Source organism: Cardiobacterium sp. Marseille-Q4385, assembly GCF_916618745.1.
GTDB lineage: Bacteria > Pseudomonadota > Gammaproteobacteria > Cardiobacteriales > Cardiobacteriaceae > Cardiobacterium.
Map to the genome: position 1 here is coordinate 2,047,292 of NZ_OU745373.1, position 24,672 is coordinate 2,071,963.

26 protein-coding genes are annotated in these 24,672 nt (G+C 56.5%); 16 read left to right on the top strand and 10 right to left on the bottom strand.

Annotated features, from left to right (window positions below; all coding sequences use genetic code 11):
- The 9 genes from mreC to LG374_RS09795 all read left to right on the top strand — a co-directional run bounded on the left by mreC (nt 1) and on the right by LG374_RS09795 (nt 8,328).
- Nucleotides 1-963, top strand: coding sequence for a rod shape-determining protein MreC (gene mreC / locus LG374_RS09755; protein ID WP_225757510.1), 963 nt, complete (start codon nt 1-3; stop codon nt 961-963).
- Complete coding sequence (locus LG374_RS09760) at nt 947-1,432, top strand: rod shape-determining protein MreD (protein ID WP_225757511.1); 486 nt, start codon at nt 947-949, stop codon at nt 1,430-1,432. The genes mreC and LG374_RS09760 overlap by 17 nt, the downstream gene beginning before the upstream one ends.
- A complete protein-coding gene (gene mrdA, locus LG374_RS09765) occupies nt 1,429-3,321 on the top strand; it encodes a penicillin-binding protein 2 (RefSeq protein WP_225757512.1) in 1,893 nt (630 codons plus the stop codon). Before LG374_RS09760 ends, mrdA begins: the two co-directional genes overlap by 4 nt.
- Nucleotides 3,314-4,444: a rod shape-determining protein RodA gene (rodA, locus tag LG374_RS09770; RefSeq protein ID WP_370639339.1), complete on the top strand. Its 1,131-nt coding sequence runs from the start codon at nt 3,314-3,316 to the stop codon at nt 4,442-4,444. The genes mrdA and rodA overlap by 8 nt, the downstream gene beginning before the upstream one ends.
- Nucleotides 4,441-5,454 (top strand): lytic murein transglycosylase B, encoded by a 1,014-nt coding sequence (gene mltB, locus LG374_RS09775; protein WP_225757514.1) that lies wholly within the window; start codon nt 4,441-4,443, stop codon nt 5,452-5,454. Before rodA ends, mltB begins: the two co-directional genes overlap by 4 nt.
- Nucleotides 5,454-6,110, top strand: coding sequence for a septal ring lytic transglycosylase RlpA family protein (locus LG374_RS09780; RefSeq protein WP_225757515.1), 657 nt, complete (start codon nt 5,454-5,456; stop codon nt 6,108-6,110). The genes mltB and LG374_RS09780 overlap by 1 nt, the downstream gene beginning before the upstream one ends.
- Nucleotides 6,111-6,118: 8 nt before the next feature.
- Nucleotides 6,119-7,243, top strand: a complete 1,125-nt coding sequence (locus LG374_RS09785; protein ID WP_225757516.1) for a D-alanyl-D-alanine carboxypeptidase family protein — start codon at nt 6,119-6,121, stop codon at nt 7,241-7,243.
- 5 nt (nt 7,244-7,248) lie between these two features.
- The gene (lipB, locus tag LG374_RS09790; protein ID WP_225757517.1) at nt 7,249-7,860 is read left to right on the top strand and encodes a lipoyl(octanoyl) transferase LipB; all 612 of its coding nucleotides are present in this window, start codon (nt 7,249-7,251) and stop codon (nt 7,858-7,860) included.
- A 222-nt stretch (nt 7,861-8,082) separates the two neighbouring features.
- Nucleotides 8,083-8,328 carry a type B 50S ribosomal protein L31 gene (locus LG374_RS09795; RefSeq protein WP_006985974.1) on the top strand — a complete coding sequence of 82 codons (246 nt, stop codon included), beginning with the start codon at nt 8,083-8,085 and terminating at the stop codon, nt 8,326-8,328.
- Nucleotides 8,329-8,437: 109 nt separating this feature from the next.
- Here LG374_RS09795 and pgmB read toward each other — a convergent pair whose 3' ends face one another.
- From pgmB to LG374_RS09830, 7 genes are all read right to left on the bottom strand, one after another.
- Entirely contained in the window at nt 8,438-9,100 is a 663-nt protein-coding gene (gene pgmB / locus LG374_RS09800) for a beta-phosphoglucomutase (protein ID WP_006985973.1), read from the bottom strand.
- Between the two features lie 143 nt (nt 9,101-9,243).
- Nucleotides 9,244-11,508 (bottom strand): glycoside hydrolase family 65 protein, encoded by a 2,265-nt coding sequence (locus LG374_RS09805; RefSeq protein WP_225757518.1) that lies wholly within the window; start codon nt 11,506-11,508, stop codon nt 9,244-9,246.
- Between the two features lies 1 nt (nt 11,509).
- Nucleotides 11,510-12,487 (bottom strand): galactose mutarotase, encoded by a 978-nt coding sequence (locus LG374_RS09810; RefSeq protein WP_225757519.1) that lies wholly within the window; start codon nt 12,485-12,487, stop codon nt 11,510-11,512.
- On the bottom strand, nt 12,487-13,845 hold the full coding sequence (locus LG374_RS09815; protein WP_225757520.1) for an SLC45 family MFS transporter: 1,359 nt from the start codon (nt 13,843-13,845) through the stop codon (nt 12,487-12,489). Before LG374_RS09815 ends, LG374_RS09810 begins: the two co-directional genes overlap by 1 nt.
- 342 nt (nt 13,846-14,187) lie before the next feature.
- A complete protein-coding gene (locus tag LG374_RS09820) occupies nt 14,188-14,832 on the bottom strand; it encodes a hypothetical protein (RefSeq protein WP_225757521.1) in 645 nt (214 codons plus the stop codon).
- Entirely contained in the window at nt 14,813-15,508 is a 696-nt protein-coding gene (gene dnaQ / locus LG374_RS09825; RefSeq protein ID WP_225757522.1) for a DNA polymerase III subunit epsilon, read from the bottom strand. The genes LG374_RS09820 and dnaQ overlap by 20 nt, the downstream gene beginning before the upstream one ends.
- A gap of 9 nt (nt 15,509-15,517) precedes the next feature.
- Nucleotides 15,518-15,931: a tol-pal system YbgF family protein gene (locus tag LG374_RS09830; protein ID WP_225757523.1), complete on the bottom strand. Its 414-nt coding sequence runs from the start codon at nt 15,929-15,931 to the stop codon at nt 15,518-15,520.
- Nucleotides 15,932-16,495: 564 nt separating this feature from the next.
- Here LG374_RS09830 and LG374_RS09835 point away from each other — a divergent pair.
- The 6 genes from LG374_RS09835 (at nt 16,496) to LG374_RS09860 (ending at nt 21,736) form a co-directional block, all read left to right on the top strand.
- Nucleotides 16,496-17,875, top strand: a complete 1,380-nt coding sequence (locus LG374_RS09835) for a Na+/H+ antiporter family protein (protein ID WP_225757524.1) — start codon at nt 16,496-16,498, stop codon at nt 17,873-17,875.
- 84 nt (nt 17,876-17,959) lie between these two features.
- Nucleotides 17,960-19,342 carry a M48 family metalloprotease gene (locus LG374_RS09840; protein WP_225757525.1) on the top strand — a complete coding sequence of 461 codons (1,383 nt, stop codon included), beginning with the start codon at nt 17,960-17,962 and terminating at the stop codon, nt 19,340-19,342.
- Nucleotides 19,343-19,500: 158 nt separating this feature from the next.
- Nucleotides 19,501-19,812: an H-NS family nucleoid-associated regulatory protein gene (locus LG374_RS09845; protein ID WP_225757526.1), complete on the top strand. Its 312-nt coding sequence runs from the start codon at nt 19,501-19,503 to the stop codon at nt 19,810-19,812.
- Between the two features lie 85 nt (nt 19,813-19,897).
- On the top strand, nt 19,898-20,311 hold the full coding sequence (locus LG374_RS09850; protein ID WP_225757527.1) for an HIT family protein: 414 nt from the start codon (nt 19,898-19,900) through the stop codon (nt 20,309-20,311).
- A gap of 17 nt (nt 20,312-20,328) precedes the next feature.
- Nucleotides 20,329-21,198 (top strand): bifunctional methylenetetrahydrofolate dehydrogenase/methenyltetrahydrofolate cyclohydrolase FolD, encoded by an 870-nt coding sequence (folD, locus tag LG374_RS09855; RefSeq protein ID WP_225757528.1) that lies wholly within the window; start codon nt 20,329-20,331, stop codon nt 21,196-21,198.
- Nucleotides 21,199-21,208: 10 nt separating this feature from the next.
- Nucleotides 21,209-21,736, top strand: coding sequence for a flavodoxin (locus LG374_RS09860; protein WP_225757529.1), 528 nt, complete (start codon nt 21,209-21,211; stop codon nt 21,734-21,736).
- Between the two features lie 88 nt (nt 21,737-21,824).
- Here LG374_RS09860 and LG374_RS09865 read toward each other — a convergent pair whose 3' ends face one another.
- Together LG374_RS09865 and LG374_RS09870 are read right to left on the bottom strand one after the other, a co-directional pair.
- Entirely contained in the window at nt 21,825-22,286 is a 462-nt protein-coding gene (locus LG374_RS09865; RefSeq protein WP_225757530.1) for an antibiotic biosynthesis monooxygenase, read from the bottom strand.
- Nucleotides 22,287-22,321: 35 nt separating this feature from the next.
- Nucleotides 22,322-22,771: a hypothetical protein gene (locus tag LG374_RS09870; protein ID WP_225757531.1), complete on the bottom strand. Its 450-nt coding sequence runs from the start codon at nt 22,769-22,771 to the stop codon at nt 22,322-22,324.
- A gap of 139 nt (nt 22,772-22,910) precedes the next feature.
- Here LG374_RS09870 and LG374_RS09875 point away from each other — a divergent pair, with 139 nt between their 5' ends.
- Complete coding sequence (locus LG374_RS09875; RefSeq protein WP_225757532.1) at nt 22,911-23,372, top strand: MarR family winged helix-turn-helix transcriptional regulator; 462 nt, start codon at nt 22,911-22,913, stop codon at nt 23,370-23,372.
- Between the two features lie 329 nt (nt 23,373-23,701).
- Here LG374_RS09875 and cmoB read toward each other — a convergent pair whose 3' ends face one another.
- Nucleotides 23,702-24,643 (bottom strand): tRNA 5-methoxyuridine(34)/uridine 5-oxyacetic acid(34) synthase CmoB, encoded by a 942-nt coding sequence (gene cmoB, locus LG374_RS09880; RefSeq protein ID WP_225758022.1) that lies wholly within the window; start codon nt 24,641-24,643, stop codon nt 23,702-23,704.
- Between the last annotated feature and the right edge of the window lie 29 nt (nt 24,644-24,672).

Sequence of the window (24,672 nt, forward strand, 5' to 3'; positions counted from 1 at the left end):
ATGTGGTTTGATTTTTCGCCGGATGCGCCGCAGGAATTGCGGCTGCGTCCTGTGTTTGGGGCGCTGTTTGTTGCGGTCTTTTTGTTGGTGCTCTCTCAGCGTGGCTGGTTGACGTATCCCTACGCCTGGTTGCATGACGGGGTTTATGCCCCGGTGCGCACGGTGCTGCACACGCCAATGCGCTGGTCGCAGGCGGGGTGGCAGCAGTTGGCAGCGCATCAGGATGAACACGCGTTGTTGTTGCAGGTGCAGCAGGAAAATCAGGAATTGCGCGCACAGGTGCAACTACTGGGGCATTTTCAAGCGGAAAACCGCCGCTTGCGCATGTTGATGGACTCGCTGCTGGATGTGACGGATCCGGTGCTGATTGCCGAGTTGAGCGATACGTCCATTGACGGCTATCGTGAGCTGGTCACGCTGAACAAGGGCACGCAGGATGGCGTGTATGTCAATCAGGCGGTAATTGATCCGTATGGCCTGGTCGGACAGGTGGTCGAGGTCTTCGCGCATGAATCGCGGGTAATGCTGATCACCGATACGCGTAGCCGGGTGCCAGTCTATGTGGCGCGCACGCAGCAGCGCACGCTGGTCTTCGGCAGTACCGGTTATGGCTCGCTGGAAATGCCCACTCTGCGCGCCGACAGCGATATCAAGGTCGGCGATCGCTTGGTCAGTTCAGGTTTGGGCGGGATTTATCCGCGTGGTTATCCAGTCGCTGAGGTTACCGCCGTTGAGCGGGACAGTCGTTCATCATCCATGACGGTGCGCTTGCGGCCGCTGGCGCATTTGCAATCCATGCTGGAAGTGCTGCTGCTTGACCAGCGGCATATTGCCTATCAGCCGCAGATGGTTGTGCCGGTCGGGCCGCCGCTGCCGGAGACGGTGGCCGCAAAGGAAGAGGCTGGCGAAGGTGATAAGAACGGGAATGTGCCCGAAGGGGGATCCCATGCGAATGCGCAGTAGTTATCCGGTTGGTCTGCTGTTTGTGTTGTTGTGGGCATTGATGGTGGGGGCAGATTTTTATGCGTCCTGGTTTGTCCTGCCGGATGTCGTTGTGATTGTCGCCCTGTATTTCTTTTTGTTTGTGCCGCAGCTACCACTGTGGCGCTGGCTGCTGCCGATCAGTCTGTTGATGGATGTGGCTTCCACCGCGCCTTTTGGTTTTCACGCCCTGTTCTATGCACTGGCGGCATTGATGTCGCTGCCGTTTCCCGGGGTATGGCGTATGGCTGCACCGGCGGTGAGTGTGCTGGTGCTGTGTCTGCTTGCGTTTGCCTTGCAGGTACTGCGTTGCCTGATGCTCTTTGCCTGGCAGGGCGTGCCTGCACCGCCCGGCTGGCTATGGGGTGGGGCGCTGGCGCTGTTCTGTCTGCCTTTTTTACGTTGGCTGGCTGACCGCGCTGTGCGTCGTGTGCTGGGGGATTATGTGTGAAGCCGCAAGATTGGCGCGCCGACCCGCTTAGCGGTGGCGAGCAGGGCGATGAGGAAACCCGCCTGCATCAGTCGTTTTCGCGCCGTATTGTCCTCTCCGCCCTGCTGGTGTTTGCCGGTTTTCTCGGCCTTTTTGCCCGCATGGGGTATTTGCAGGTGCTGCGTTATGATTATTTCCGCACCCGCTCGCAGAGTAACCGGATGCGTCTTAAGGCGATTGTGCCGGAACGCGGCACGATTTTTGACCGCAAGGGACGGGCGCTGACCGAGAATATTCTGCGCTACCGCGTCATCATCAGTCCGTCACAAACGGTGAATGTACGCGAAACGGTGGATGCGGTGGACGAAATCCTGCCGCTCTTGCCGGAAGAACGTGAGCGCTTTTTCCGCTTGTACAAGCAGACACGGCGCTATGAAGCGGCAGTACTGAAAGCCTCTATCAGCGAGCAGGATTACTACCGCCTGGCTGTGCAGCTTTACCGCTTGCCGGGGGTGTCGGTCGAGGAATATTACGAGCGCTATTACCCCTATGGCGAAATCGCCTCGCATGTTATCGGTTACACCAACCGCATTAGCGAGGAAGACTTGGAAACGCTGGATCCTGAGGCATATCGCGGTCTGCAATATATCGGCCGCTCCGGGATTGAGCAACAGTATGAAGACCGTTTACGCGGCATGCCCGGTTATCAGCAGGTTGAGACGGACGCCAACGGCAATATTGTCCGCCTGATGCACGAGCAGCCTGCCGTGCGCGGGCAGGATATTTATCTCAGCCTCGACATTGAGTTGCAGGATTTTATTTACCGCATTCTCGGTGATTATCGCGGCTCGTCGGTGCTGATTGACCCGCAGAGCGGCGAAGTGCTGGCGATGGTGAGCAAGCCCGGTTTTGATGCCAACCTGTTCGCGCGTGGTATTACCCAGCGGCAGTACCAGCGCTTGCTGGACGACCCGCACGGGCCGATGTATGACCGCGCCCTGAAAGGACGCTATCCGCCCGGTTCGGTTATCAAGCCGTTCATGAGCCTCGCCGGCTATCATTATGGCGTGTTTACCCCTTATACCCGCGTGAACTGCCCCGGTTATTTTCGTGTGCCCGGTGCGGCACGGCGCTTTCACTGCTGGAACCGGCGTGGACATGGTTCGGTGAACGCCGACCGCGCCATGGCACAATCCTGCGATGTGTATTACTACACCCTCGGCTACCAGCTCGGTATTGACCGTATCGCCGAGTTTGCCAGCCATTTCCGTCTCGGTATCCCGACCGGTATTGATATGCCGGATGAAGGCAGCGGCATCGTGCCGACGCGCGAGTGGAAGCAAAAGCGTTTCAAAGTGCCGTGGTTTATCGGCGATACCATCAATTGCAGCATCGGTCAGGGCTTTTTTACCACCACGCCGCTGCAACTCGCTTATATGACGGCGCTGATTGCCCGCGACGGCAGCGAATTCACGCCGCGCCTGTTGCAGCGCTATTACGACCCGGAAACGGCAACGTTTACTGCCGTCAAAGCACCGCTCGATACCGGGAAAGTAGCCGTCTATGAATCCGGCATCTGGAACACGGTGCGCCAGGATATGGTCAACGTCATCCACAGTGCCTACGGCACCGCACGCAATATTTCGCGCGGGCTGACTTACCGCATGGCAGGCAAATCGGGCACGGTGCAGGTAGTATCGTTCAAAACCGAGCGGCGGGTACACGCACACGAACTCGGCGCAGAAGAGCAGGATAACGCCATGTTTATTGCCTTCGCTCCCGCCGACAAACCGCGCGTTGCCATCAGCATGGTCGTTGAGCGTGGCGGCGGCGGCAGTTCTACCGCCGCGCCGCTGGTGCGGCAAATTACCGATTACTACCTCAAGGGGCAGAACGATGCTAATGCATGACGTGCGCAAAAAAAACGTCCGGCAACTGGTCGGCGAATGGCTGCGCCGTATCGATATCCCGATGTTGTTCGGCCTGCTGGTATTGATGGCGGCAAGCCTGCTGATTCTGCGTAGTGCGGGCAGTGGCGATGAAGACATCCTGATGCGGCAAACCCTGCGCTTCGCTGCTGCTATCGGTGTCTTGCTGGCCATTGTCGCCGTGCCGCCGCGTTACATCCGCCGCCTCACCGCTCCCGCGTATTGGTTGACCCTGATATTGCTGTTGCTGGTGTTGATCATTGGTACCCGTAGCAACGGCGCGCAGCGCTGGCTCAACTTCGGTATCGTCCGCATCCAGCCGTCCGAACTTGCCAAGCTGACTATCCCGCTGATGGTCGCCTGGCTTGTTACCATTCGCGCCGCTATTCCCAGTATTGGCAGCGTCATTCTCGCGCTCCTTGTTATTGCCGTGCCGGTCGTTCTGATCTTTATGGAGCCTGACCTCGGTACTGCGTTACTGGTCAGTGCCTCCGGCTTTGTCACCCTTTTCCTCGCAGGACTGCCCGGCTGGATTATTGCCCTCAGTGGGGTGCTGGCCGCCATCGGTTTGCCGCTCTTCTGGATGTTTGGTATTAAAGAATATCAGCGTGACCGTGTCCTCACCCTGTTTAACCCCGAAGCGGATCCCTTTGGCAACGGTTACCACATCATTCAGTCGAAAATCGCCATTGGCTCCGGCGGTCTGTCCGGTAAAGGCTATATGCAGGGCACCCAATCCCAGCTCGAATTCCTGCCTGAATCCAGCACCGACTTCATCTTCGCCGTCATCGCTGAAGAAACTGGCCTTATTGGCGTCGGCCTGTTACTGCTTTGCTACGGCCTGATTATTGCGCGCGGGCTCTACCTCGCCCTGCATCTCACGGATCGCTTCGCTCGCATCATGGTGGCCAGCATCCTCCTGACCTTATTTATTAATGTCTTCGTCAACATCGGCATGGTCAGCGGTATCCTGCCGGTGGTTGGGTTGCCATTGGCGATGATCAGTTACGGCGGCAGCTCCATCCTGTCGCTGATGGCGGGTTTTGCCTTGGCGATGAATCTTGCCGGTGGCTTCCGCGAAAAAAAAGATGAGGAACACCTATGACCATACGCCGATTGCTCACACTACTCACTGCCTGCATCCTCAGCAGTCATGCCATAGCCGACAACAGCTACGGCACCAACCCCGCCGCCATCAAAATGATGCAGGAACTCGCTGCCCGCGACGGCTATGACGCCGACTACCTGCAAGCATTGCTATTGGCCGTCGGACGCGATGACGGTGTCCTTGCCAAAATCAGCAAACCGGCAGAAAAAACCAAGCCGTGGTACGAATACCGCAAAATTTTCGAAGATCAGGCGCGCACTGATGACGGCGTCGCCTTTTGGGATGCTAATGCGGCTACTCTGGCACGCGCCGAAGCACAATACGGTGTTGATCCCGCCATCATCGTTGCCATCCTCGGCGTAGAAACCCGCTATGGAAAAGTCACGGGCACCACTCCCGTATGGCAATCGCTACTGACCCTGTGTATTGATTACCCACCGCGCGCTCCGTTTTTCTGCGAACAAACCGATTACTTCCTCCGCCTCGCCAAGCGGGAAAACCGTAACCCGCTTGCCATCAAAGGTTCATACGCCGGAGCGATGGGCATGGCGCAGTTCATGCCAAGCAGCTACTACAACGATGCAGTGGATTTTGATGGGGACGGACGTATTGACCTTTGGTACAGCCCAGCCGATGCCATCGGCAGTATCGCCAATTACCTGCAAGTACGCGGCTGGCAGAAGGGTGGACGCTACAAATATCGCCTGTCCACGGAACCCTCGCTCCCCGCTTTCGACAATAACCACAAACCGCATTACCAAATCCATACACTTTTGACAGATTCCAATTTAAAAAATGACATAGATTTAATAAAAGAAATCGGTGATAATGGCACGGAAACAGTCGGAAGCCTTGTCGTTGACGCATCAGAGCAGGAAAAAGCATGGTGGATAACCTATAACAACTTCTACGTTGTCACCCGCTATAATGCGTCCCCGCTTTATGCCATGGCGGTCGGCGATCTTGCCGACCGAATCAGACACAAAAGAGAGAGCAAATTGAGATAATGAACGTAAAACAACTTCTGGTTCTAACTATCGCAGCGGCTGCACTTACCGCACAAGCGGAAGAAACAGCGGCGGATAAAGCCGAACCCACGTCGGCTACAGCAGAACAGCAGGTGAATATCGTTAAAGTAATCGATTTTACCCAACCGCAAAAAACCCTCGCTTCGCAAGAAGCCAAAACCAAAGCGCTGCTTGCCGGTGAAGACAGAAAAGCCCTGCGCAATATTGACTTTACCCGCCCAAACCTGCGCAACCTCGTAGATAACAACGCCAAAGGTGATGTCATTACCAAAAGCAGTGGTCGCAAAAGCTACAGCTATACCGTTCTTGGTAAACGCTACCAAACCTTGGCTGACAGCAAAGGTTTCGAACAACAAGGTCCCGCTTCTTGGTACGGCAACCCCTTCCATGGTCGCAAAACTGCCAACGGCGAAACCTACAATATGAATGAAATGACAGCAGCACACAAAGAATTACCCCTGGGTACACGTGTTGAAGTCACCAACCTGTCCAACGGACGCAAAGTCGTCGTTCGTATCAACGATCGTGGACCTTTCCACGGCAATCGCGTCCTTGACTTGTCCCGGGCTGCCGCACAAGAACTCGGTACCCTCAATGCAGGTGTTGCCCAGGTTCAAATCCGCGCACTACAATAGGAAACGTGATGCGACAGCTGTTCCGTCAACTTATCCTGATCATTGCCGCTGTTTACAGCGGCTTTGTCTTAGCACAAGGCGCTCCTGAGCTGCCAGTCAAAAGTTACATCCTGACCGATGCGGCAAGCGGGCAAATACTGCTCAGCAAAAATCCCAACGAAAAACTGCCGCCGGCGAGCATTACCAAGCTGATGACAGCTTATCTTGTGGTCGAAGCGCTGGAAAACGGCAAATTGACCCCGGATACGCCGATTACCGTGAGCCAAAACGCCTACAAACAGGAAGGCTCACGCATGTTTATCGAAGTGAACAAACAAGTTCTTGTGCAGGATTTGCTGCAAGGGCTGATTATCCAGTCCGGCAACGATGCGGCTGTCGCCTTGGCGGAATATCTTGGCGGCTCAATGGATGGTTTTACCGAGATGATGAACCGCAAGGCGGCACAGCTTGGTATGAAGGACACCCACTACACCAATCCGACTGGCCTGCCCGACCCCAAGAATTACACTACAGCGGAAGACATTGCCATCCTCTCGCGCCATATCATCAACGACCATCCGCAGTACTACCATCTCTACGGACAAAAAAACTACACCTATAACAAAATCAAGCAGGACAACCGTAACCGTCTGCTGTGGCGTAACTCCAGTATTGATGGCTTGAAAACCGGGCATACCAAAGAAGCGGGTTATTGCCTCGCTAGCTCGGAAAAACGCGGTAACATCCGCTTCATTGCTGTTGTTCTTGGTGCTGACAAAGAGAGTGATCGTTACGATGCATCTCAGGCACTCTTCAACTACGGTTTCGCCCAATTTGAAGAAACCGTTGTCATCAAAGAAGGGCAGAATCTGTCCGCTGTTCCCGTTTACAAAGGCACAGTGAATGAAATCAACGTCCGCCCACAGCACGATGTCAAACTCATGCTGCCGGTGAGCGATAAAAGCAAAGTCGTAGTCTCGCTTGACCTGAATAAGCCCATCATTGCCCCGCTTACTGCCGGGCAAGAAATTGGTACCATCCGCGTCAAAATTGGGGACAAAGTCTATGCCACCCTGCCCGCAGTTGCAGGTGAAGCCGTAGATAAAGCGGGTTTCTTCAAACGTTCTTGGCATAGCATCAAACTGCTTTTCTAAACCCCATGCATATCCGCCATCTTGGTCTGCGCCCATATTTGGAAACATGGGACGCGATGCGGACTTACACCGCTGCGCGCGACACAAACAGTGCGGATGAACTGTGGCTGGTGCAGCATCCACCGGTGTTTACGCAAGGACAGGCGGGTAAGACTGAGCACCTGCTCGCCCCCGGCGATATTCCTGTCATTCACATAGACCGGGGGGGACAAATCACCTACCACGGACCCGGACAAATCATCATGTACCTGCTGCTTGACATCCGCCGTAGCAATATTGGTATCCGTTCCCTGGTCAGCATGATTGAAAACAGCGTCATCACCCTTTTGCAGACGCACGGTATTAACGCTGCAGCTCGTCCCGATGCCCCTGGTGTATACGTTGCAGGCGATAAAATTGCCTCGCTCGGCCTGAAAGTAAGTAACGGTCGTACCTATCACGGTGTTGCCCTGAACGTGGATATGGATCTTGAGCCCTTCACCCGTATCAACCCTTGCGGTCTCGTTGGGATGCACATGACCCAATTGCGTGATCTTGGCATTCCTCTCAGCCCAACAGCAGCGGGCGATGCGCTTGCCGCCGTGTTTACGCAGCAATGGCAGGCTAGAGCCTGCTGATTGCGACTTGCACAGCGGCTTTTTGTAGCAAAAACAGCAGATGCAAGGCAAAAAGTGCAGTAAGGTGTACACGCTTACGAATATTTTTAACGCAGCAGATACCGAATCTAGACTTGAAAAATCACGCGATGGTGGGAGTCGGCAGGTCCTCCTTGCAACAGTAACCGTAAACCGATAAAATCGCGCGGTTTTTTCCATAGCAAACCGAATTTAGGAGATTTCATGAAACCCGATATTCATCCGAACTACCGTCCGGTCGTCTTCAAAGACAACAGCGCCGACTTCGCCATCCTGACCCGTTCCACCGTCGAGACCAAAGAAACAATCACTTGGACCGATGGTAAAGAATATCCGCTGGTGCGCGTTGATATCAGCAGCCAATCCCACCCGTTCTATACCGGCAAACAGAGCATTGTTGATACCGCCGGTCGTGTGGATCGCTTCAAACGCAAATACGGCAAGAAATAAGCCGCTTTCTGCGATAAACAACCGGCGTCAAGCCGGTTTTTTATCGCAAGTTTGGTAGAAGAAAAAGCTCCATCATGGGGCTTTTTATTTTGTTTGCCGCATTGATGCTTCAATGCAGCGCCGCCCAAACTTCATCTAGATAGGCGAGAGTCAGGTGGGCAGTATCGGGGACGAGGGCGATGTCACTGCCCAAGTCTTCTGCTTTGCCCACGCCGACAGGCAGCGCACCGGCGGCTTTGATGGCGGTGATGCCGGCGGCGGCGTCTTCGATGCCGATGCAGTCGCGGATATCCACCCCCACGCCTTGTGCGGCGGCGAGGAAAATGTCCGGTGCCGGTTTGGAGTGGGCGACGGCGGCAGGGTCGGCAATGGCGTCGAAGTAGGCGGTGAGCTGCATTTTTTCGAGCAGGAAGGGGCCGTTTTTGCTTGCCGAGGCCAGCGCGATTTTTTTGCCCGCCGCGCGCAGGGCTTGCAGCAGGGCGAGGATGCCCGGGTACACGTCTTCAGGACGGACGGCCTGAATCATTTCGACGTAGTTGTCGTTTTTGCGCGTGGTCAGGCGGGCAAATTCGGCATCATCCACGCTTTTGCCGCCGTGGGCGAGAATGCGGCGCAAGGAATCGTCACGCGAGACGCCTTTGAGTTGTTCGTTGAAGGCGCGGTCGATGTGGATGCCCTGTTCTTCGGCGAGTTTTTTCCAGGCCAGGTAGTGGTATTCGGCGGTGTCGGTGATGACGCCGTCAAGGTCGAAGAGGACGGCTTGGTAGGTCATGGTTGTTCTCCTGTGTTGTTTTTTGTACGCGACAGAGATTCGTCAAGCGGCGTACGCGGGGTTTGCGCATAGTCTTCCCCCCTTGCGTCGCTGTGCGACACCTTCCCCCGCAAGCGGGGGAAAGGATTTGTCTCTGTGGTTTTTTACCCGTTCTTTTGCAGCGGCGCGCTGTGGCTGTCTTTCAAAGTCAGGGTTTCGCCGTAGAGTTTGAGCGGCAGGGCGTCGCCTTTGAGCAGGCGCAGGGTGACGTTTTTGCCATCCACTTCTATTTTTATCAGGCGGCCACGGTAGTTGATATGGAAGGTGTAGCCCGTCCAGTCTGATGGCAGGAAGGGCGCGAAGCTGAGGGTACCACCCCAGGTTTTCATTTGTGCAAAGCCCTGGACGATGGCCAGCCATGAACCGGTCATGGAGGTGATGTGCAGGCCGTCTTCGGTGTCGTTGTTGTAGTTGTCGAGGTCGAGGCGGGCGGTGCGCTGGTACATTTCCACGGCTTTGGCTTCTTTGCCGAGTTCGGCGGCGAGGATGGCGTGGATGGAGGGCGACAGCGAGCTTTCGTGCACAGTCATCGGTTCGTAGTAGTCGAAGTTGCGCCGTTTTTCGTCGAGGGTGTAGCGGTCGCCGAAGAAGTAGATGCCTTGCAGGACGTCGGCCTGTTTGATGAAGGGCGAGCGCAGGATTTTGTCCCACGACCATTTCTGGTTCAGCGGCAGGTCGTCCGGCGAGAGGGCGGAGACGGGGCGGATGTCTTTGTCGAGGAAGCCGTCGTGCTGGACGAAGATGCCCTGTTCTTCGTCTTCGGGATAGTACATGTTCGCGATGATGTCCTGCCATTTGCCGCGCTCGGCGTCGCTGACGTTGAGGTCGGGACGCGGGTGTTTTTGCAGGGCCTCCAGGGTGTATTGCAGTACCCAGGCGGCGAGGGTGTTGGTGTACCAGTTGTTGTTGATGTTGTTTTCGTATTCGTTCGGCCCGGTCACGCCGTGGATCATGTATTTGCCGTGGCGTTTGGAGTAGTGGACGCGGTCCGCCCAGAAGCGCGAGACTTCGACCAGCACTTCCAGACCTTCTTTGGCGAGGTAACTGTCGTCGCCGGTGTAGTTGGTGTAGTTGTAGATGGCGTAAGGGATGGCACCGTTACGGTGGATTTCTTCGAAGGTGATTTCCCATTCGTTGTGGCATTCGACGCCGGTGAAGGTCACCATCGGGTAGAGCGCGCCGGCGAGGCCTTGCTGTCGGGCGTTGTGCTGGGCCTGCGGCAACTGGTTATGGCGGTATTTAAGCAGGTTGCGGGTGACGTTCGGCTCGGCCAGGGCGAGGTAGAGTGGTACGGCGTAGGCTTCGGTGTCCCAGTAGGTGGCGCCGCCGTATTTTTCGCCGGTGAAGCCTTTCGGGCCGATGTTGAGGCGGGCGTCTTCGCCGTAGTAGGTGGCGAATAGCTGGAAGAGGTTGAAGCGGATGCCTTGTTGGGCTTCGTCGTTGCCGCTGATGACGACGTCGGCGATATCCCAGCGCTGTTTCCAGCCCGCTTCGTGGGCGGCGAGGAGGTCGGCGTGGTTTTGTCCGCTGATGTTCGCGGAGAGGTCGCGTCCGGCTTTTTGTACGGCGGCGAGACCGTCGTAGTCGCGGCTGGTGGTGATAATGACGCGTTTTTCAAAGGTTCTCGGCGTCGCGCCCACTTCGGCTTCGAAGCGGTTGGTCACGCGCCAGTCGCTGCTGTCATGGCCGGTAGCGGTGAAGTCGCCGGCGAAGGTTTGTTCGGCGTTGACGATGAATTGGTCAACGCCGAAGGGGTTGGCGACGGTTTGGGTGGCGATGCTGCCACGGTCGGCGGCAACGTCGCGCGCCAGTACTTGCCAGAATTTTTCTTCGTAGTTGGCGTCTTCGTTTTTCACGTCGGCGTCAATGACGGCGTCAATGCGTACTTTGTGGGTTTTGCCGTCGGTGGCGGTGATGTCCCAGCGGATGAGCGCCAGTTCTTTTTGCGCGACGGAGAGGAATTTGCTGATGCGGAACTGGACGCCGAAGAGGGTGAACTGGCGGTGCAGGACGCCGCTGTGCATGTCGAGTTCAAGGACGAAGTCGGTGGGGGCGTGTTTGCCGAGGTCAACTTCCTGGCCGTCAACGTAGATGGCGACTTTGCTGTAATTCAAGGCATTGATGGCTTTACCGAAGTATTTGGGGTAGCCGTTTTTCCACCAGCCGACGCGGGTTTTGTCCGGGAACCACACGCCGCCGATGTAGGTGCCGAGGTGGCTGTCGCCGGTGTAGGTTTCTTCGAAGTTGCCGCGCATGCCCATATAGCCGTTGCCGAGGCTGGTCAGGCTTTCTTGCAGGCGCTTGTGTTCTTTTTCCAGTTTGGTGCTGCGGATGCTCCAGGGGTGGATTTCCATGATTCTCAGGTACATATCAGTGTCCTCTTTCGGGTTGGAAGATGATGGTGGATTGGTGGCGCGCGCCGTCTTTGAGGCGGATGTCGCCGTATTCGGGACGGTGCAGGCTGTTGGGCAGGGTTTGCAGTTCGGTGGCGAGTGCGTCGTAAGTGCCCGCGTCATGCGCGGTGCCGTCCTGTGGCGCAGCGGTGAAGATAATCAGGCCGTTGCGGTCGCCATAGAGGCGGACGCGGTAGTCGGGGGTGCTCAGGATGGCTGCTGCCTGGCGGATGTCAGCGGGGACGCGGTAGATGTCGTCAAAGCCCCCGCTCGCGCGCACGGCATCATCCAGCGGACGCGCGTGGCGGAAGTCGTAAGCGGGGTTGTCGTCTGCATTGAGCGGCAGTTTTTCCGCATCAACGACGATATGTTCGCCCTGCGGGATGTGCAGGGTGCAGCCATGCAGGCCGCGTGGCAGGCGCCAGTAGATATGCAGGGTCGGGTCAAACACGGTGTCGCCGTGTGCTGTCGCTTCGTAGCGGAGGATGAGGCGATCGTCCGCGTCCAGCTGGTAATCAATGCTGAGTTCAAGGTCGCCGGGGTAGCCGTCCTGCACCGCAGTCACGGTCGTGCTGAGGCGCAGTAACTGCACATCCAGACGCTGCACGGTGAAGAGCCTCCCCGCCAGCCCGTGCGAACCGCCGTGCAGGGCGTTACGCCCTTCGTTCGCCTCCACGCGGCAGGGTTTGCCGAAGAGGTCGAATGCGGCCCCGGCGATGCGTCCGGCGACGCGGCCAATCTGCTTGTTAATCTGAAACGGGTTCTGCACATAATCGGCGGCGTTGTCGTAGCCGATGACCAGCGGCAGGCGGCCATTATCTGTGCGCAGCGAGTAATCCTGGACGATACCGCCAAGATTGAGCACGCACACCCGTGTGCCGCGCGCGTTTTCCAGGTAATAACCGACGACCGGCACCCCGTGCAGGGTGCCGAACGGTTTGGACAGCGCATCCATCAGGCGTGATCCGTCTTGGCGTGCGTTTCCTTAATCAGGAACACCGAAAACGCGCCGGCAAGCAGGATGATCCCGGCGGCAATAAACATATTGGCCTGTGTGCCGCCCAATAACGGGTAGAGGCCGAAACTCATAAGCGAAGCGACAATCTGCGGCAGGCAAATCGAGCCGTTAAAGAGGCCGAGATAGGTGCCCATATGTTTGCCGGAAAGAGCATTGGTCACGATTGTCAGCGGGTAAGTGATAATCCCCGCCCAGGCAATGCCGACCAGGATAAAGGACAGAATCAGCACATATTTATTGCCGACATAGGCGATGGAGAGGAAACCCAGTGCACCCAGCGCCAGACAGGCGAAATAACCGTGCTTATGGAACTGGTTCGGCACCTTCGCCAGCACATACGAGCACGCGACTGCCGCGATGGACTGCACCGCCGCCAGCATCCCGTACCAGTTGCCCGCTTCTTGGTAACCGGCAGAAGCGGCGTCTGTGGTCTGCCAGACATTGGCGGCAATCGCGCCTGCGGAATACGTCCACAAATACTGGAAGGCAAACCAGCAGAAAAACTGCGTCAATGACACCGTCCAAAAGGCCTTGGGCGCGGTTTTCAGCAGCGTCAGCCAGCTCACCTTGTCCTGATTGTCCTGCACCGAAATACCGTGATAACGCGCATAAGTGGCAGGGTCGTACTCCTTCACCTTGAAAATCGTGAAGGCGCTGGTGATGACGAGCAGCGCCGCGCCGACATAAAACGCGACCACCACCGTCTGCGGCACCACGCCCGCCGGTGCCGTGTTGGCGAGACCAACATAAGCGAACACGAACGGCAACACGGCGGCAATCACCGAACCGGCATTGGCGAGAAAACTCTGAATACCGTAGGCATAGCTCTTCTGCTCGTCGTTAACCATATCGCCGACCATCATCTTGAACGGCTGCATTGCCATGTTGGACGACACATCCAGCAGGGCAATCATCAGCGCGCCAAATACCAGTGCGGCAAGCGGGCCAAAGCCGAAACTGCCGGAGTTCGGCATCAAAATCATCACCAGCACGGCAATCAGCGCGCCATAAAGCAGATACGGCAGGCGACGGCCACCGAGACGTGGCGCCCAAGTGCGGTCCGAATAATGGCCGACGATGGGCTGTACCAAAAGACCCGCCAGCGGCGGCAGGATAAAGAACCAGCCGAGACTGTGCGGGTCAGCGCCGAGTGTTTGGAAAATGCGGCTCATCTGCGAGCTTTGCAGGGTGAAGGCCGTCTGCACGCCGAGAAAGCCGAAGCTGATCATCCAGATAGTACTTTGGGGCAGCGTGGGCAGGCCTTGCTGCGCCGTTTGTGGGGTGGGTTCCGACATAAGAAAACTCCTCTGATGGGCGGAATGCCCCTGATTGCGGCATTCCGGTGATTAATCATTCCGTGGGAAAACGCTTTAATAATTCGCAAATTAAAGTTCCGGTAAAAACAAGATTCTCCACCCCCTACGATTGATAAATCTTGAATAAGATTAACGGGAATAGTAAAAAAAATCTAGAAATTCCACGGTTATTTTCACAAAGACAGGAGTGATGCTTATCAGGGGATAACATCTGCATACGTGGCAACAGGCAGGACTAACGCCGCTTGATAGATCCAGTATTTACGCCGCTTGGCGGGATTTTGCAGTCAGGCAGAAAGCCAGAGAGATGACCGGGACGGCTCAGGGCTCGCGTGTGCCGAGGCGTTCGCGCAGCACTTCCATACGGGTTTCAAGGTCGTGCAGGGTGCGGGCGCGCATCCCGGCGTGGCCGTTGCGGATGAGGTCGTGGGTGTCGCTGATCAGTTGTAGCAGTTGACGGCGGTTATGTTCGCCGAGTTCGGCGGCGGGCAGTTGCAGGTAGAGCAGGCTGATATGCGCCAGTTCGGGCAGATAGACGGTGAGCAGCGGGCGGTTGGCGCGGATTTTATCGTCATCATCGCCGAGACCACGCAGGTAGATTTCGCTGTGGTTGCAGAGTTGTTCGAGGAGGAGGCCGATGCGTTCGCCATCGGCACGGCAGCGGTATTGCGCCGCGTTATCGCGCAGGGCAGCGAGGTCGGCCATCGCCCGCGCTAGCAGTTGTTCGCGGATGCTCGGTGGTTTGGCGGCAGGTTGGGGGCGGTAGTGGTGCAGGTAAACCGTCCACAGCCAGGGTAGGGCGGCCAGCGTCAGGCTGGTGATGAGCGCCAGCAGCCATGCACCAACAGGGGCACCGCCGCGCCAGATAACGCCATGCACAAAGGCCGTGCCGAAGTAGAGGCTGATGAGGCTGGCGACGGCGTAGCAGAGCAGACGGGCGTGCCGCTTATTGACGTATTTTTTCAAGGTAGGCCTGATGAGCAGCGGCTTCTTCGCTGCTGATGTTGATGCGCTGCCAGCTACCGCTGCTCGCGCTGATCGTGGTTATGATGGTTTCAGCAGGTGTAGCGGCGGATTGCACGGTAGCGGCAGCGAAGTCGAAGCCGGATTGTTCGGTGGTCAGGCGTAGATAGACTTCGGCGAGGAGCTGCGAGTCAAGCAGCGCGCCGTGCAGGCTGCGGTTGCTGTTATCGATGCCGTAGTATTTGCAGAGTGCGTCCAGATTGTATTTGGCAATGGGGACTTTGTTTTTGGCGAGTTGCAGGGTATCGGTGAGCGGGAAGCGGTCTTCGAGTTTGAAGCCGGCTTTGGCGAGTTTGAATTCGCGGTTAAGGAAGGATTGGTCGAACGGCATGTTGTGCGCGATGAGCTCGTCCGCGCCGTCAAAATAGGCAAGCAGATCGTTGAGGATAGCGGCAAAGGTCGGCTCACCGGCGACGCGTTCGTTGGTGATGCCGTGCACGCGCACGGCGTCAGGGTCAATGCTTTGTTCGGGGTTGATGTATTGGTGAAAGTAGTTTTCGGTCGGGCGGCGGTCGATGAGTTCGACGCAGCCGATTTCGATGATGCGGTGACCTTCGGATTTGTCACGGCCATTGAAGTTCATGCCGGTGGTTTCGGTATCGAAGATGATTTGGCGCATGGGGTTCCCTTAATGAAGAGCGGCGAGATATTTGGGATCTTCGTCGGCAAAGACGGCCTCGCCACCGAGATTATGCGCCTGTTGTAATGCGGCGGTGGCAGCCGTCTGGCCCAGTTCAAACAGAGCTTGGCCGAGGCGCAGATGGATGAAGGCATTGTCGCTGCCGCCGGGGCAGGGCAGGGCGGCCTGGAATTTGTCGCGGGCGCGGGTGTAGTCGCCGTGCAGAAACCAGGCGTCACCAACAGCGGCGAGTATCCAGGTTGCCGCTTCCCAGCGGGTTTTGGGTTCGGGCAGCAGATTCCAGGCGTACTGGTAGGCTTCGATGGCTTGCGGGTATTCGCCCTGCGCAGCGAAGGTGTCGCCGATTTCGCAGAAGCGGTTGATGCGGGTATGCAGATGCGGGTCGAGAGCGATGTCGGTCATTGGATTCCTTGCTGGTCAAGCGGATGTATCTGGTCGCGTAGTACCTGGCGAACGCCAGGCTGGCGGCGTTGGCGTGCAGGCAGCCAGCGCCGTGCAGAGGGTAACAATCAGGGCGGCTTTCAACATGAATGATGGATGGATGGAAAAACGGCGCGGATTGTACGGGGTTTGCGTGGGTAGTGCCATTGTCTATCCCTCTTATCGCTAAAGACATTTGTGCAGCCATAATATGGTATAAAAACCCATGAAATTCATCCGGATATTCGCTGAGAAGAGTCTTGTTTCCACTCATAATGGCAATAAAACGCTATGGACTCCCTGACAGCAGCCGTATCGGTTTTGTTATGCGAGATATTGCCTGTTGAATTGCGGATAGCGTCATAAAAACCATACCACTGTACCGCTTGTCCATAAACCGCATGAAATTCATGGGAAAGCGGTGATGACTATCTCTTATATCAGCAAAATTATTGGCTATTTATGGCCAGACACTTTGCACTCGTTGTTTTCTTGTTTCATAATGCGCCGCCTGCGCATTTTTCCCGTTTTTATTCGGAGTTACCCATGAATCCAGTCGTCCTTGCCGTGTGTTTGATGCTGATTTTATCGCTGGCACGCGTGCATGTTGTGTTCAGCCTGATTATCAGTGCTTTTGTCGGCGGACTTGTCGCCAATATTCCCGCAGAAACTATTCTTGCCGCTTTTCCGCCGGATAAAGTAGCGGGTGTTACGGAGCCGGATACCATTTTGAAACTGAAATATCTGGTCAAAGTCTTTGAAGAAGGCATTGCCGCAGGTACAGCGACGGCCTTGTCTTATGCGGTGCTCGGTGCCTTCGCCGTCGCCATTTCTTATTCCGGCTTATCGCAGGCAATGGCGAATGTGATTGTCAAACGCGCTGCGCACGGCAGTGGTAGTTATCTGAAATGGCTGCTGATTATTGCACTGCTTGCCATGAGTATCATGAGTCAGAACCTGGTGCCGATTCATATTGCTTTTATTCCGCTGATTATTCCGCCGCTGCTGACGGTTATGAACCGCCTCAATCTTGACCGTCGTATGCTCGCCTGCGTGGTCACATTCGGTTTGGTTTGTACTTATATGTTTGTGCCCTATGGTTTTGGCGATATTTTCTTGAACAAGATCCTGCTCGGCAATATCAGTAAATTCGGCATGGATGTATCTGGCGTCAATATTTATCAGGCAATGGCGATTCCAGCTTTGGGTATGGTTGCAGGGTTGGCAACGGCTATTTTTTACAGCTACCGCAAGCCGCGTCATTATGAAAATCTGCCGGTCGAAGGGGTAGCGGAACAGATTCCCATCAAACCGGGCAATATCATCATCGCCATCATTGCCGTTACTGTCGCTTTTTTGACACAAAAATATACCGGTTCGCTGATTCTCGCCGGCCTGCTGGGTTTTGCCATTTTTATGGTCGCACGCGTCATTCACTGGCAGCAGGCAGATACCGTCTTTAATAGCGGTATCCGCATGATGAGCATGATTGCCTTCATCATGATTGCCGCCAATGGTTTTGCCGCCGTGATGAATGCCACCGGCGGTATCGAACCGCTAGTACGCGATAGCGTCGCCTTTTTCGGCAACAGTAAGGCGCTGGTGTCACTGGCGATGCTGGTGGTCGGGTTATTGGTGACGATGGGCATCGGCAGCTCCTTTTCCACCTTGCCGATTATCGCCGCGATTTATGTGCCGATTTGCGTGCATATGGGCTTTTCGCCGCTAGCGACGGTCGCCATCATTGGTACCGCTGGGGCACTCGGTGACGCCGGTTCGCCCGCTTCCGATTCGACTCTTGGCCCGACGATGGGCTTTAATGCCGACGGACAGCATAATCACATCCGCGACAGCGTGATTCCGACATTCTTGCATTACAACGTACCGTTATTGCTGGCCGGCTGGCTGGCGGCGATGGTGCTGTAATTTCTTAAATATAAAGCGTATCTGCCGCGATTGTCTGAAACGGTAGATACGTTTTTTTGGTTTCTTGTGTTAATGGAGTCTGTGATGCGCAAATCATTCATTATGTTATTGGCTGCTTTGGGAGCGTACAGCGTTCATGCCGCTGATATTGAATTGCCCGATCTCGGTAATCCCGAAAAACGTATATTCAGCGGCGATAAAGCACGCAATATCGGCATGGCGGTTGAAGGCCGCCTGCGGCAAAACGGCGAACTGCTTGAGCAGCCGGAAATTACCCAATATGTGCGCGAATTGGGTAATCGTCTCAGCAAATATGCCCCCGCCGCTTCCGGCTATCATTTCTTTGTGATCGATTCGCCCGCCATCAATGCCTTTGCCACCAGTGGCGGCTATATTGGTATCAATAGCGGCCTGATAGCGATGACGGACAATGAAGATCAGCTGGCCGGGGTCATCGCACACGAAATTGGCCACGTCAGCCAATCGCATATCGCGCGCTCTATTGCCAACGCCGAAAAATATACCTGGATGCAGGCAGTTGGAATGCTGGCCGGTATTGCCGCTGCTGCTGCCGGCGACAGTCCGCAAGGTGCGCGCGCAGCCATTATCGGTTCGCAAGCCTATGTGCGCGAAAAACAATTGGAATATTCACGCGCCCATGAACAACAGGCGGATGATGTCGCCGTTAAAATTCTGCGTAAAGCGGGCTATGACGAATCACAAATGGCGGTATTTTTCGAGAAATTGATGGCGCATGGCAGTCAGCCACCGGAATTCTTATTGACCCACCCCTTGCCGCAAAACCGTATTGAGCGCCAATTGGCAAAAGCCGAAAAAAATAAATCCAGCCGTAATCCGCTGGAATACCAACTCGCCAAAGCGGCTATTGGGCGTTATAGCCGTTATAAACAACGCGATTTCCAACCCACCGATCCGCTTGCCGCCCAATACCGTCAGGCGCTGGATGCCGAGCGGCGCTACGACCGCGCCACGCTGGCGGTATTGTTGCCAAGCCTGCCTGCCGATAAAAACGCCGCTTTTGCCCGCTTGCACGGCGAACAGGCATTGGCGGATGGCGACAATAGCAAAGCAGAAGAAATCCTCAGCAAAGCCTGGCAGCGTTGGCGCAATAATGAAAACCTGATTATTCCCTATGCCCGCAGTTTAATAGCCGTCGGTAAATATCAGGAAGCGGAAAAACTCTTACAGGCACAAATCGCCCGCGATCCCGGCGCGGTGCAATATTACGATGTCTATGGCGGTTTGCTTGATAGGCAGCAGCGTAGCGCCGAACAATTCCTGCTTTCCGCCAAATACTATGCCCTGATTGGCGATTACAAACTGGCAGAAGCACAAGTATCGCGCGCCTTGAAAGATCCAACCCTGCCGGTTAACGAACGGCAGAAAGTCGGTAATTTGCAAAAGCGCTACGAGAGGCTGAAAGAAGAGGCCGAAAACGAAAAATAAGAGATAAAACAGGCAGTATGTAAAGCATTTGTTGGGTATGTAAAAAATAAAACCGCAGGCATTAAAATATTTTGCAATAAAGCGGCGGCAATACTTTACAGATAGGCGAATAGCGCTATATAATTCTCCCGCTTTCTAACAACAAACGAGGACAAACAATGAGCCTAGAAGAACTCTTTAATCAAGTTGACAATCTGAACAACGATGACTTTGAAGCGCTGATCAATCATATTGATCGCCAGAAGAAGAAACGCGCCCGCGATATTCTTTCCGAAGCACAACGACAAGCGGCACGATTCATTACCAGTATGGAAGGCAATAAAGGCCCGGTGCAACGCACCGTAATGCCGCCGCGTTACCGCAATCCTGCCAACCCGAAACAAACCTGGAGCGGCATGGGGCGTAAACCACAATGGTTTATTGACCATCTGCAACACGGCGGCAGCGAACACGATCTGCTGATCCAATAAACAGACCGATTAAATGCCGTAAATAACGGACGAAAGGCACGATTAATTACCGTGCCTTTTTTATTTATCCCGCGAGAAAAAAACCATGAGCGACACCATATTTCACAAAATCCTGGCCGGCGAAATTCCCTGCGCCAAAATCTACGAAGACGACAACCTCTTTTCCTTTATGGATGCCTTCCCGCAAAGCAAAGGGCACAGCCTGATTATCCCGAAACGCTTTGCCACCGACCTGCTTGATGCCGACCCCGCATCGCTGCAACACATCATCACCTTCAGCCAGAAACTCGCGCGCGCGCAGAAACAGGCTCTGCAGGCGGATGGCATCCGCGTGGTGCAATACAACGGTGAGGCGGCGGGACAGTCCGTCTTCTATTACCATATGCACCTGATACCGATGTGGGCGGGCAAAACGCTCGGCTCGCACGGCAAGGGAGCGGCGGATCTGGCCGAATTGCGCGATACCGCAGACGCTATCCGCGCCGCATTAACCAACTGAAATACAAGGGAACCCCAATGAGTGCAGACATCATTGACGGCAAAGCCTTTGCCGCCACTATCCGCGCTGAAGTGGCGCGCGATACCGCTCTTTTCCGCGAGAAGACCGGCATCCAGCCCGGCCTTGCCGTCGTCCTCGTCGGCAATGACCCGGCCAGCGAAGTCTATGTGCGCAACAAAGGCATCCAGGCCAAAGAAGCGGGTTTTGCCAGCCTCGAATACAAACTGCCCGCCGACACCACTCAGGAAGCGCTGCTTGCCAAAGTCGCCGAACTCAACGCCGATCCGCAAGTGCACGGCATCCTCGTGCAACTGCCGCTGCCCAAACACCTTGACGCCGATGCCGTGCTGAATGCCATCACCCCAGACAAAGACGTGGACGGTTTCCATCCCGTTAACGTTGGCCGCCTATGGACGGGCAACCCCGTTTCCATTCCCTGCACCCCGCTCGGTTGCTCGCTCATCCTGCGTGACCGCTTGGGCGATCTCGCCGGCAAACGCGCCATCGTCATCGGCCGCTCCAACATCGTCGGCAAGCCGATGGTGGCGCTCCTGCTCGCCGCGAACGCCACCGTTACCGTCGCCCACTCACGCAGCCCCGACCTGCCCGCACTCTGCCGCGAAGCCGACATTGTCGTCGCTGCCGTCGGCAAGGCACAGCTCGTCAAAGGCGACTGGCTGAAACCCGGCGCCATCGTTCTCGATGTCGGCATCAACCGCATTACCGAAGGCGATAAAACCCGCCTCGTCGGCGACGTGGACTTTGCCAGTGCCGTTGAGACCGCCGGCGCCATTACCCCCGTACCCGGCGGCATCGGGCCGATGACCATCGCCTGCCTGCTGCGCAATACCCTCGCCTGTGCCCAAGCCCTGCACGGCCAACCATAAGGACCCCCCCATGAGTCAAGAAATCGGATTCTTCTACGGCAGCACCACCGGCATGACCGAAGACGTTGCCTACCGCATCGAAGCCTACATCAAAGAAAAACACGGTCTGGAAATCGTGCCGATCAACATCATCGACCTCGACGACCCGAACGATATGTTCCTCTACAAGCGCATCATCCTCGGCATGCCGACCTGGAACTACGGCGAATATCAGGATGACTGGGAACAAGTGGTGGACAAAATCGCCTCGGCCAACCTCGACGGCACGGTGATTGCCATGTTCGGTCTCGGCGACCAGATCGGCTACCCCGAATACTACCTGGATGCCCTGGGGATGATCGGCGAACAACTGAGCGCGCAAGGTGCAACCTTCATCGGCGAATGGCCGACCGACGGCTACAAATTCACCTCTTCCAAGGCGGTGAAGGCAAACGGCAAATTCATCGGCCTCGCGCTGGATGAAGACAGCCAGCCGGAAAAAACCCAAGAGCGGCTGGAGGCGTGGGTGGATCAAGTTCTCCCGCAGCTGCTTGCCTGACAGGAAAAAGCTGCCAAGCGGGGTAAACACTGGCTTCCCGCAGACTATAAAAAACCGCCTCACAGGGCGGTTTTTTAGTAGATAGCGTTTATTTACCCGGTCGGCACCCTCTGCCGAAACCGCCGCCAAAGCCCTTGGGCATATCGCTGTCAATCACCTTGAACAGTCCCGGCTGGGCGATAACACCTTCCACCTGATTATCCGGCAAGGCGGCACGCATCTTTTCCGTGGCGGCCTTGAAATCTTCCTCGCTCTGCCAGCGGGCGACATTCACCAGATGATAAGCACCGTTGGGATCAAGGTTCTGGTGCAGGCGGGTGCCGAGATAGCCGGGTTGGGTTTGCAGAAAATCGCGTGCCTTTTGCCATGAAGCCAGTGCAGCGGCCTCTTTGCCCGTCGGGACAGAGAAAGTGTTAATCAGCACCACGGCGTTTTTCTGGGCAGAAGGCCCATCACAGTGAGGGCGGCGGTCACGACCAAGGGCGACGGCGGTCAAAGTCAGGGCGGCCAGGCCGGCGGTAATCAGGAGAGTCTTTTTCGTGCGGTTCATGGTTGTTCCTGGGTTTAAGGGTTGAGGGAAGGAGATCAGGCGGCGCGCGGGCGACGGATAGCGAGGCCATCGCGCATACTCAGACCGAGGAGCAGCAAGTTAGTCGCCCCGGCCAGCAGTTCCAAGGTCTGCGCGGCGTAGAAGACGGCATCAAACTGCCCAGCCGCCGCGCGGTAATAGAGGAAAAAGGCGCAGGGCAGGAGGATGAACAGGCCGTTAGCGGCGATAAACGGCATGCGGCGGCGCTTGGCGGCGATGCGTGGGTGGTTGCTCTTGCCGCCCATCTTCATGCCCGTCGCCCCGGCCAGCGCCATGCAGAACATCAGGGCGAAGAGGGCATAGACGATGACGTGTTTGACAGTGACGACAGTTGCCTGCGAGCCGAAGAGTTCGCTGATGACGGTGGATGTCCAGAAGGAGGCAATCAGCAGGAAGGCAGCAGCACCGGCAATGGCGTGGATTTTGCGTAAAACAGTGCGGTTCATATCGGGTTCCTTGGTATGGGTGAATGGGAACGTTTATAGCAAGCTATACAACGAGGAGAAGTATAGCAAGCTATGTAATAAGATAGCAAGCTATCTTTATGCTAAGATTTACAACCCATTATTTTTGCAGGAATTAAACATGAGCGAATCTTTCCGCGCCCACTCGGCGGGCTATCTCTTGAACCACATTGCGCGCCAATTCGCCCTGCTACTGCACGAACGCCTGAAACCACTCGGCATTGCCCCGGCACAGTTCCCCATTCTGCTGGAACTCTGGCAGCAGGACGGACAAAGTCAGCAGGCACTGGTGGAGCGCGCCGAACTGAGCCAGGCGACCATTGCCAATACCCTGGCGCGGATGGAACGCGACGGCCTGATCCGCCGCGAACCCAACCCGGATGACGCGCGCAGCCGCCTGATCTACCTCAGCGATAGCGCCCGATCCCTGGAAACAGCGGCGGTAGCGGCGGCGGCAGAAATTAACCGCGAGGCGTTGGCGGCGCTGGATGATGATGAACAGACGGCGTTTCTCGATATGGCGGCGCGGGTGGTGGCACAGCAGCAGCGGATGCTGGGCAAAGCACCGCCGGAAGGGGATTAAGTGAGAAGAAAGGTTTTTCGCTGCCAAGCGGGGGAATGCATGCCGTCTGCGCAGAGGTCAGATAAATCGTGATCGCGGCAAGCCCCTGATTTATCCCGCTTGGCGGGGCGTCGGGCAGGCTGCTACTCGCGTATTTGTCCCTCGCCGCAGACGTGATATTGGGTACCGGTCAGGGCTTCCAACATTATCGGGGCGTGCATTAGATAAAGCCGCCGCTGATGCGATGGAGCGGATTGAGGACGTTGATGTCGTCGGTGGCATGCATCAGCGCTGCGGTCAGGAAGGGGAAGGGCAGTCTGTCACGGGCGGAGGCGGCAACGCATACGGCGTCAGCGTTTTTTGCGGGCGATGAGGATAACGCGTTGCGGCGGCGGCAGGCCTTCGATAGTCGCGCTGAAATCGGGCTGCATGAAGTCGGCGAGCGAGCAGTCGGTGCTCCAGGTGGTTTTGCGCTGTTCCGCGCTACTGGTGGGCACGGGTGTGCCGCTGTATTCGAGGTCGAGGCCGAGGCGGTGCAGCCAGCAGGTGAGCGCCGCTACGCTTGGCAGGAACCAGACGTTGCGCATGCCTGCATAGCGTTCCAGCGGCATGAGCACGGTCGTCGCGTCGCCATCAACTACCAGGGTTTCGAGGATCAGGTGACCATCGGGGCGCAGGGTATCGCGCAGTTGGGCGAGATGTTGCAGCGGTTCACGGCGGTGGTAGAGCACGCCCATGGACAGGGTCAGATCGAAGTCGCGCGGGGCGATGTCGTCAAGGGTCAGCGGCAGGTAGGCGCAGTGCTGCGGGCCGAGCAGTTTTTCCAGGGCGAGGTATTGCGCGAAGTAGTGCCAGGAGGGGTCGAGGCCGAGGGCGAAGCGCGCGCCCGTGCCGAGCATGCGGTAGAGGAAGTAGCCGTTGCCGCAGCCGACGTCGAGGATGTGCTTGCCGGTGAAATCTACACCGGCGGCGAGCAGGCGGGCGAATTTGTCGTCGCTGCGCCATTCGCTGTCGATGTGGACACCGTAGAGGTCAAACGGGCCTTTGCGCCATGGCATCAACGCACGCAGTCCCGCTTCCGGTGAAGGTGCGGTGGTGCTACTGGCGCGGACGGCGGCGGTATTGAGTTCGATGGTGGCTGCGGGGTCGTGCGGCAGGGCATGGACGGCGGCCAGCCAGTCGGTGAACTGGCCGTGTGGTCTGGTGGCGGTGAGGGCGGCGCGGACGGTTTCATCTGCGGCGGCCAGTGCCGGTTTTTCGGCGAGGGCGTGCTGCCACTGGGCGAGGCGGATTGCGGGGGGAGATCTTGGGGCATAGGCGG

What these genes read in the sequence shown, in the direction of transcription:
- LG374_RS09850 (WP_225757527.1), top strand. Translation starts at nt 19,898, where the DNA reads ATGAGCGACACCATATTTCACAAAATCCTGGCCGGCGAAATTCCCTGC.
- folD (WP_225757528.1), top strand. Translation starts at nt 20,329, where the DNA reads ATGAGTGCAGACATCATTGACGGCAAAGCCTTTGCCGCCACTATCCGC.
- mltB (WP_225757514.1), top strand. Translation starts at nt 4,441, where the DNA reads ATGACCATACGCCGATTGCTCACACTACTCACTGCCTGCATCCTCAGC.
- LG374_RS09835 (WP_225757524.1), top strand. Translation starts at nt 16,496, where the DNA reads ATGAATCCAGTCGTCCTTGCCGTGTGTTTGATGCTGATTTTATCGCTG.
- LG374_RS09845 (WP_225757526.1), top strand. Translation starts at nt 19,501, where the DNA reads ATGAGCCTAGAAGAACTCTTTAATCAAGTTGACAATCTGAACAACGAT.
- lipB (WP_225757517.1), top strand. Translation starts at nt 7,249, where the DNA reads ATGCATATCCGCCATCTTGGTCTGCGCCCATATTTGGAAACATGGGAC.
- LG374_RS09805 (WP_225757518.1), bottom strand. Translation starts at nt 11,508, where the DNA reads ATGTACCTGAGAATCATGGAAATCCACCCCTGGAGCATCCGCAGCACC.
- LG374_RS09815 (WP_225757520.1), bottom strand. Translation starts at nt 13,845, where the DNA reads ATGTCGGAACCCACCCCACAAACGGCGCAGCAAGGCCTGCCCACGCTG.
- dnaQ (WP_225757522.1), bottom strand. Translation starts at nt 15,508, where the DNA reads ATGCGCCAAATCATCTTCGATACCGAAACCACCGGCATGAACTTCAAT.
- LG374_RS09875 (WP_225757532.1), top strand. Translation starts at nt 22,911, where the DNA reads ATGAGCGAATCTTTCCGCGCCCACTCGGCGGGCTATCTCTTGAACCAC.
- LG374_RS09760 (WP_225757511.1), top strand. Translation starts at nt 947, where the DNA reads ATGCGAATGCGCAGTAGTTATCCGGTTGGTCTGCTGTTTGTGTTGTTG.
- LG374_RS09785 (WP_225757516.1), top strand. Translation starts at nt 6,119, where the DNA reads ATGCGACAGCTGTTCCGTCAACTTATCCTGATCATTGCCGCTGTTTAC.
- LG374_RS09870 (WP_225757531.1), bottom strand. Translation starts at nt 22,771, where the DNA reads ATGAACCGCACTGTTTTACGCAAAATCCACGCCATTGCCGGTGCTGCT.
- LG374_RS09865 (WP_225757530.1), bottom strand. Translation starts at nt 22,286, where the DNA reads ATGAACCGCACGAAAAAGACTCTCCTGATTACCGCCGGCCTGGCCGCC.
- pgmB (WP_006985973.1), bottom strand. Translation starts at nt 9,100, where the DNA reads ATGACCTACCAAGCCGTCCTCTTCGACCTTGACGGCGTCATCACCGAC.
- LG374_RS09840 (WP_225757525.1), top strand. Translation starts at nt 17,960, where the DNA reads ATGCGCAAATCATTCATTATGTTATTGGCTGCTTTGGGAGCGTACAGC.
- LG374_RS09780 (WP_225757515.1), top strand. Translation starts at nt 5,454, where the DNA reads ATGAACGTAAAACAACTTCTGGTTCTAACTATCGCAGCGGCTGCACTT.
- rodA (WP_370639339.1), top strand. Translation starts at nt 3,314, where the DNA reads ATGCATGACGTGCGCAAAAAAAACGTCCGGCAACTGGTCGGCGAATGG.
- LG374_RS09860 (WP_225757529.1), top strand. Translation starts at nt 21,209, where the DNA reads ATGAGTCAAGAAATCGGATTCTTCTACGGCAGCACCACCGGCATGACC.
- LG374_RS09830 (WP_225757523.1), bottom strand. Translation starts at nt 15,931, where the DNA reads ATGACCGACATCGCTCTCGACCCGCATCTGCATACCCGCATCAACCGC.
- LG374_RS09795 (WP_006985974.1), top strand. Translation starts at nt 8,083, where the DNA reads ATGAAACCCGATATTCATCCGAACTACCGTCCGGTCGTCTTCAAAGAC.
- mreC (WP_225757510.1), top strand. Translation starts at nt 1, where the DNA reads ATGTGGTTTGATTTTTCGCCGGATGCGCCGCAGGAATTGCGGCTGCGT.
- LG374_RS09810 (WP_225757519.1), bottom strand. Translation starts at nt 12,487, where the DNA reads ATGGATGCGCTGTCCAAACCGTTCGGCACCCTGCACGGGGTGCCGGTC.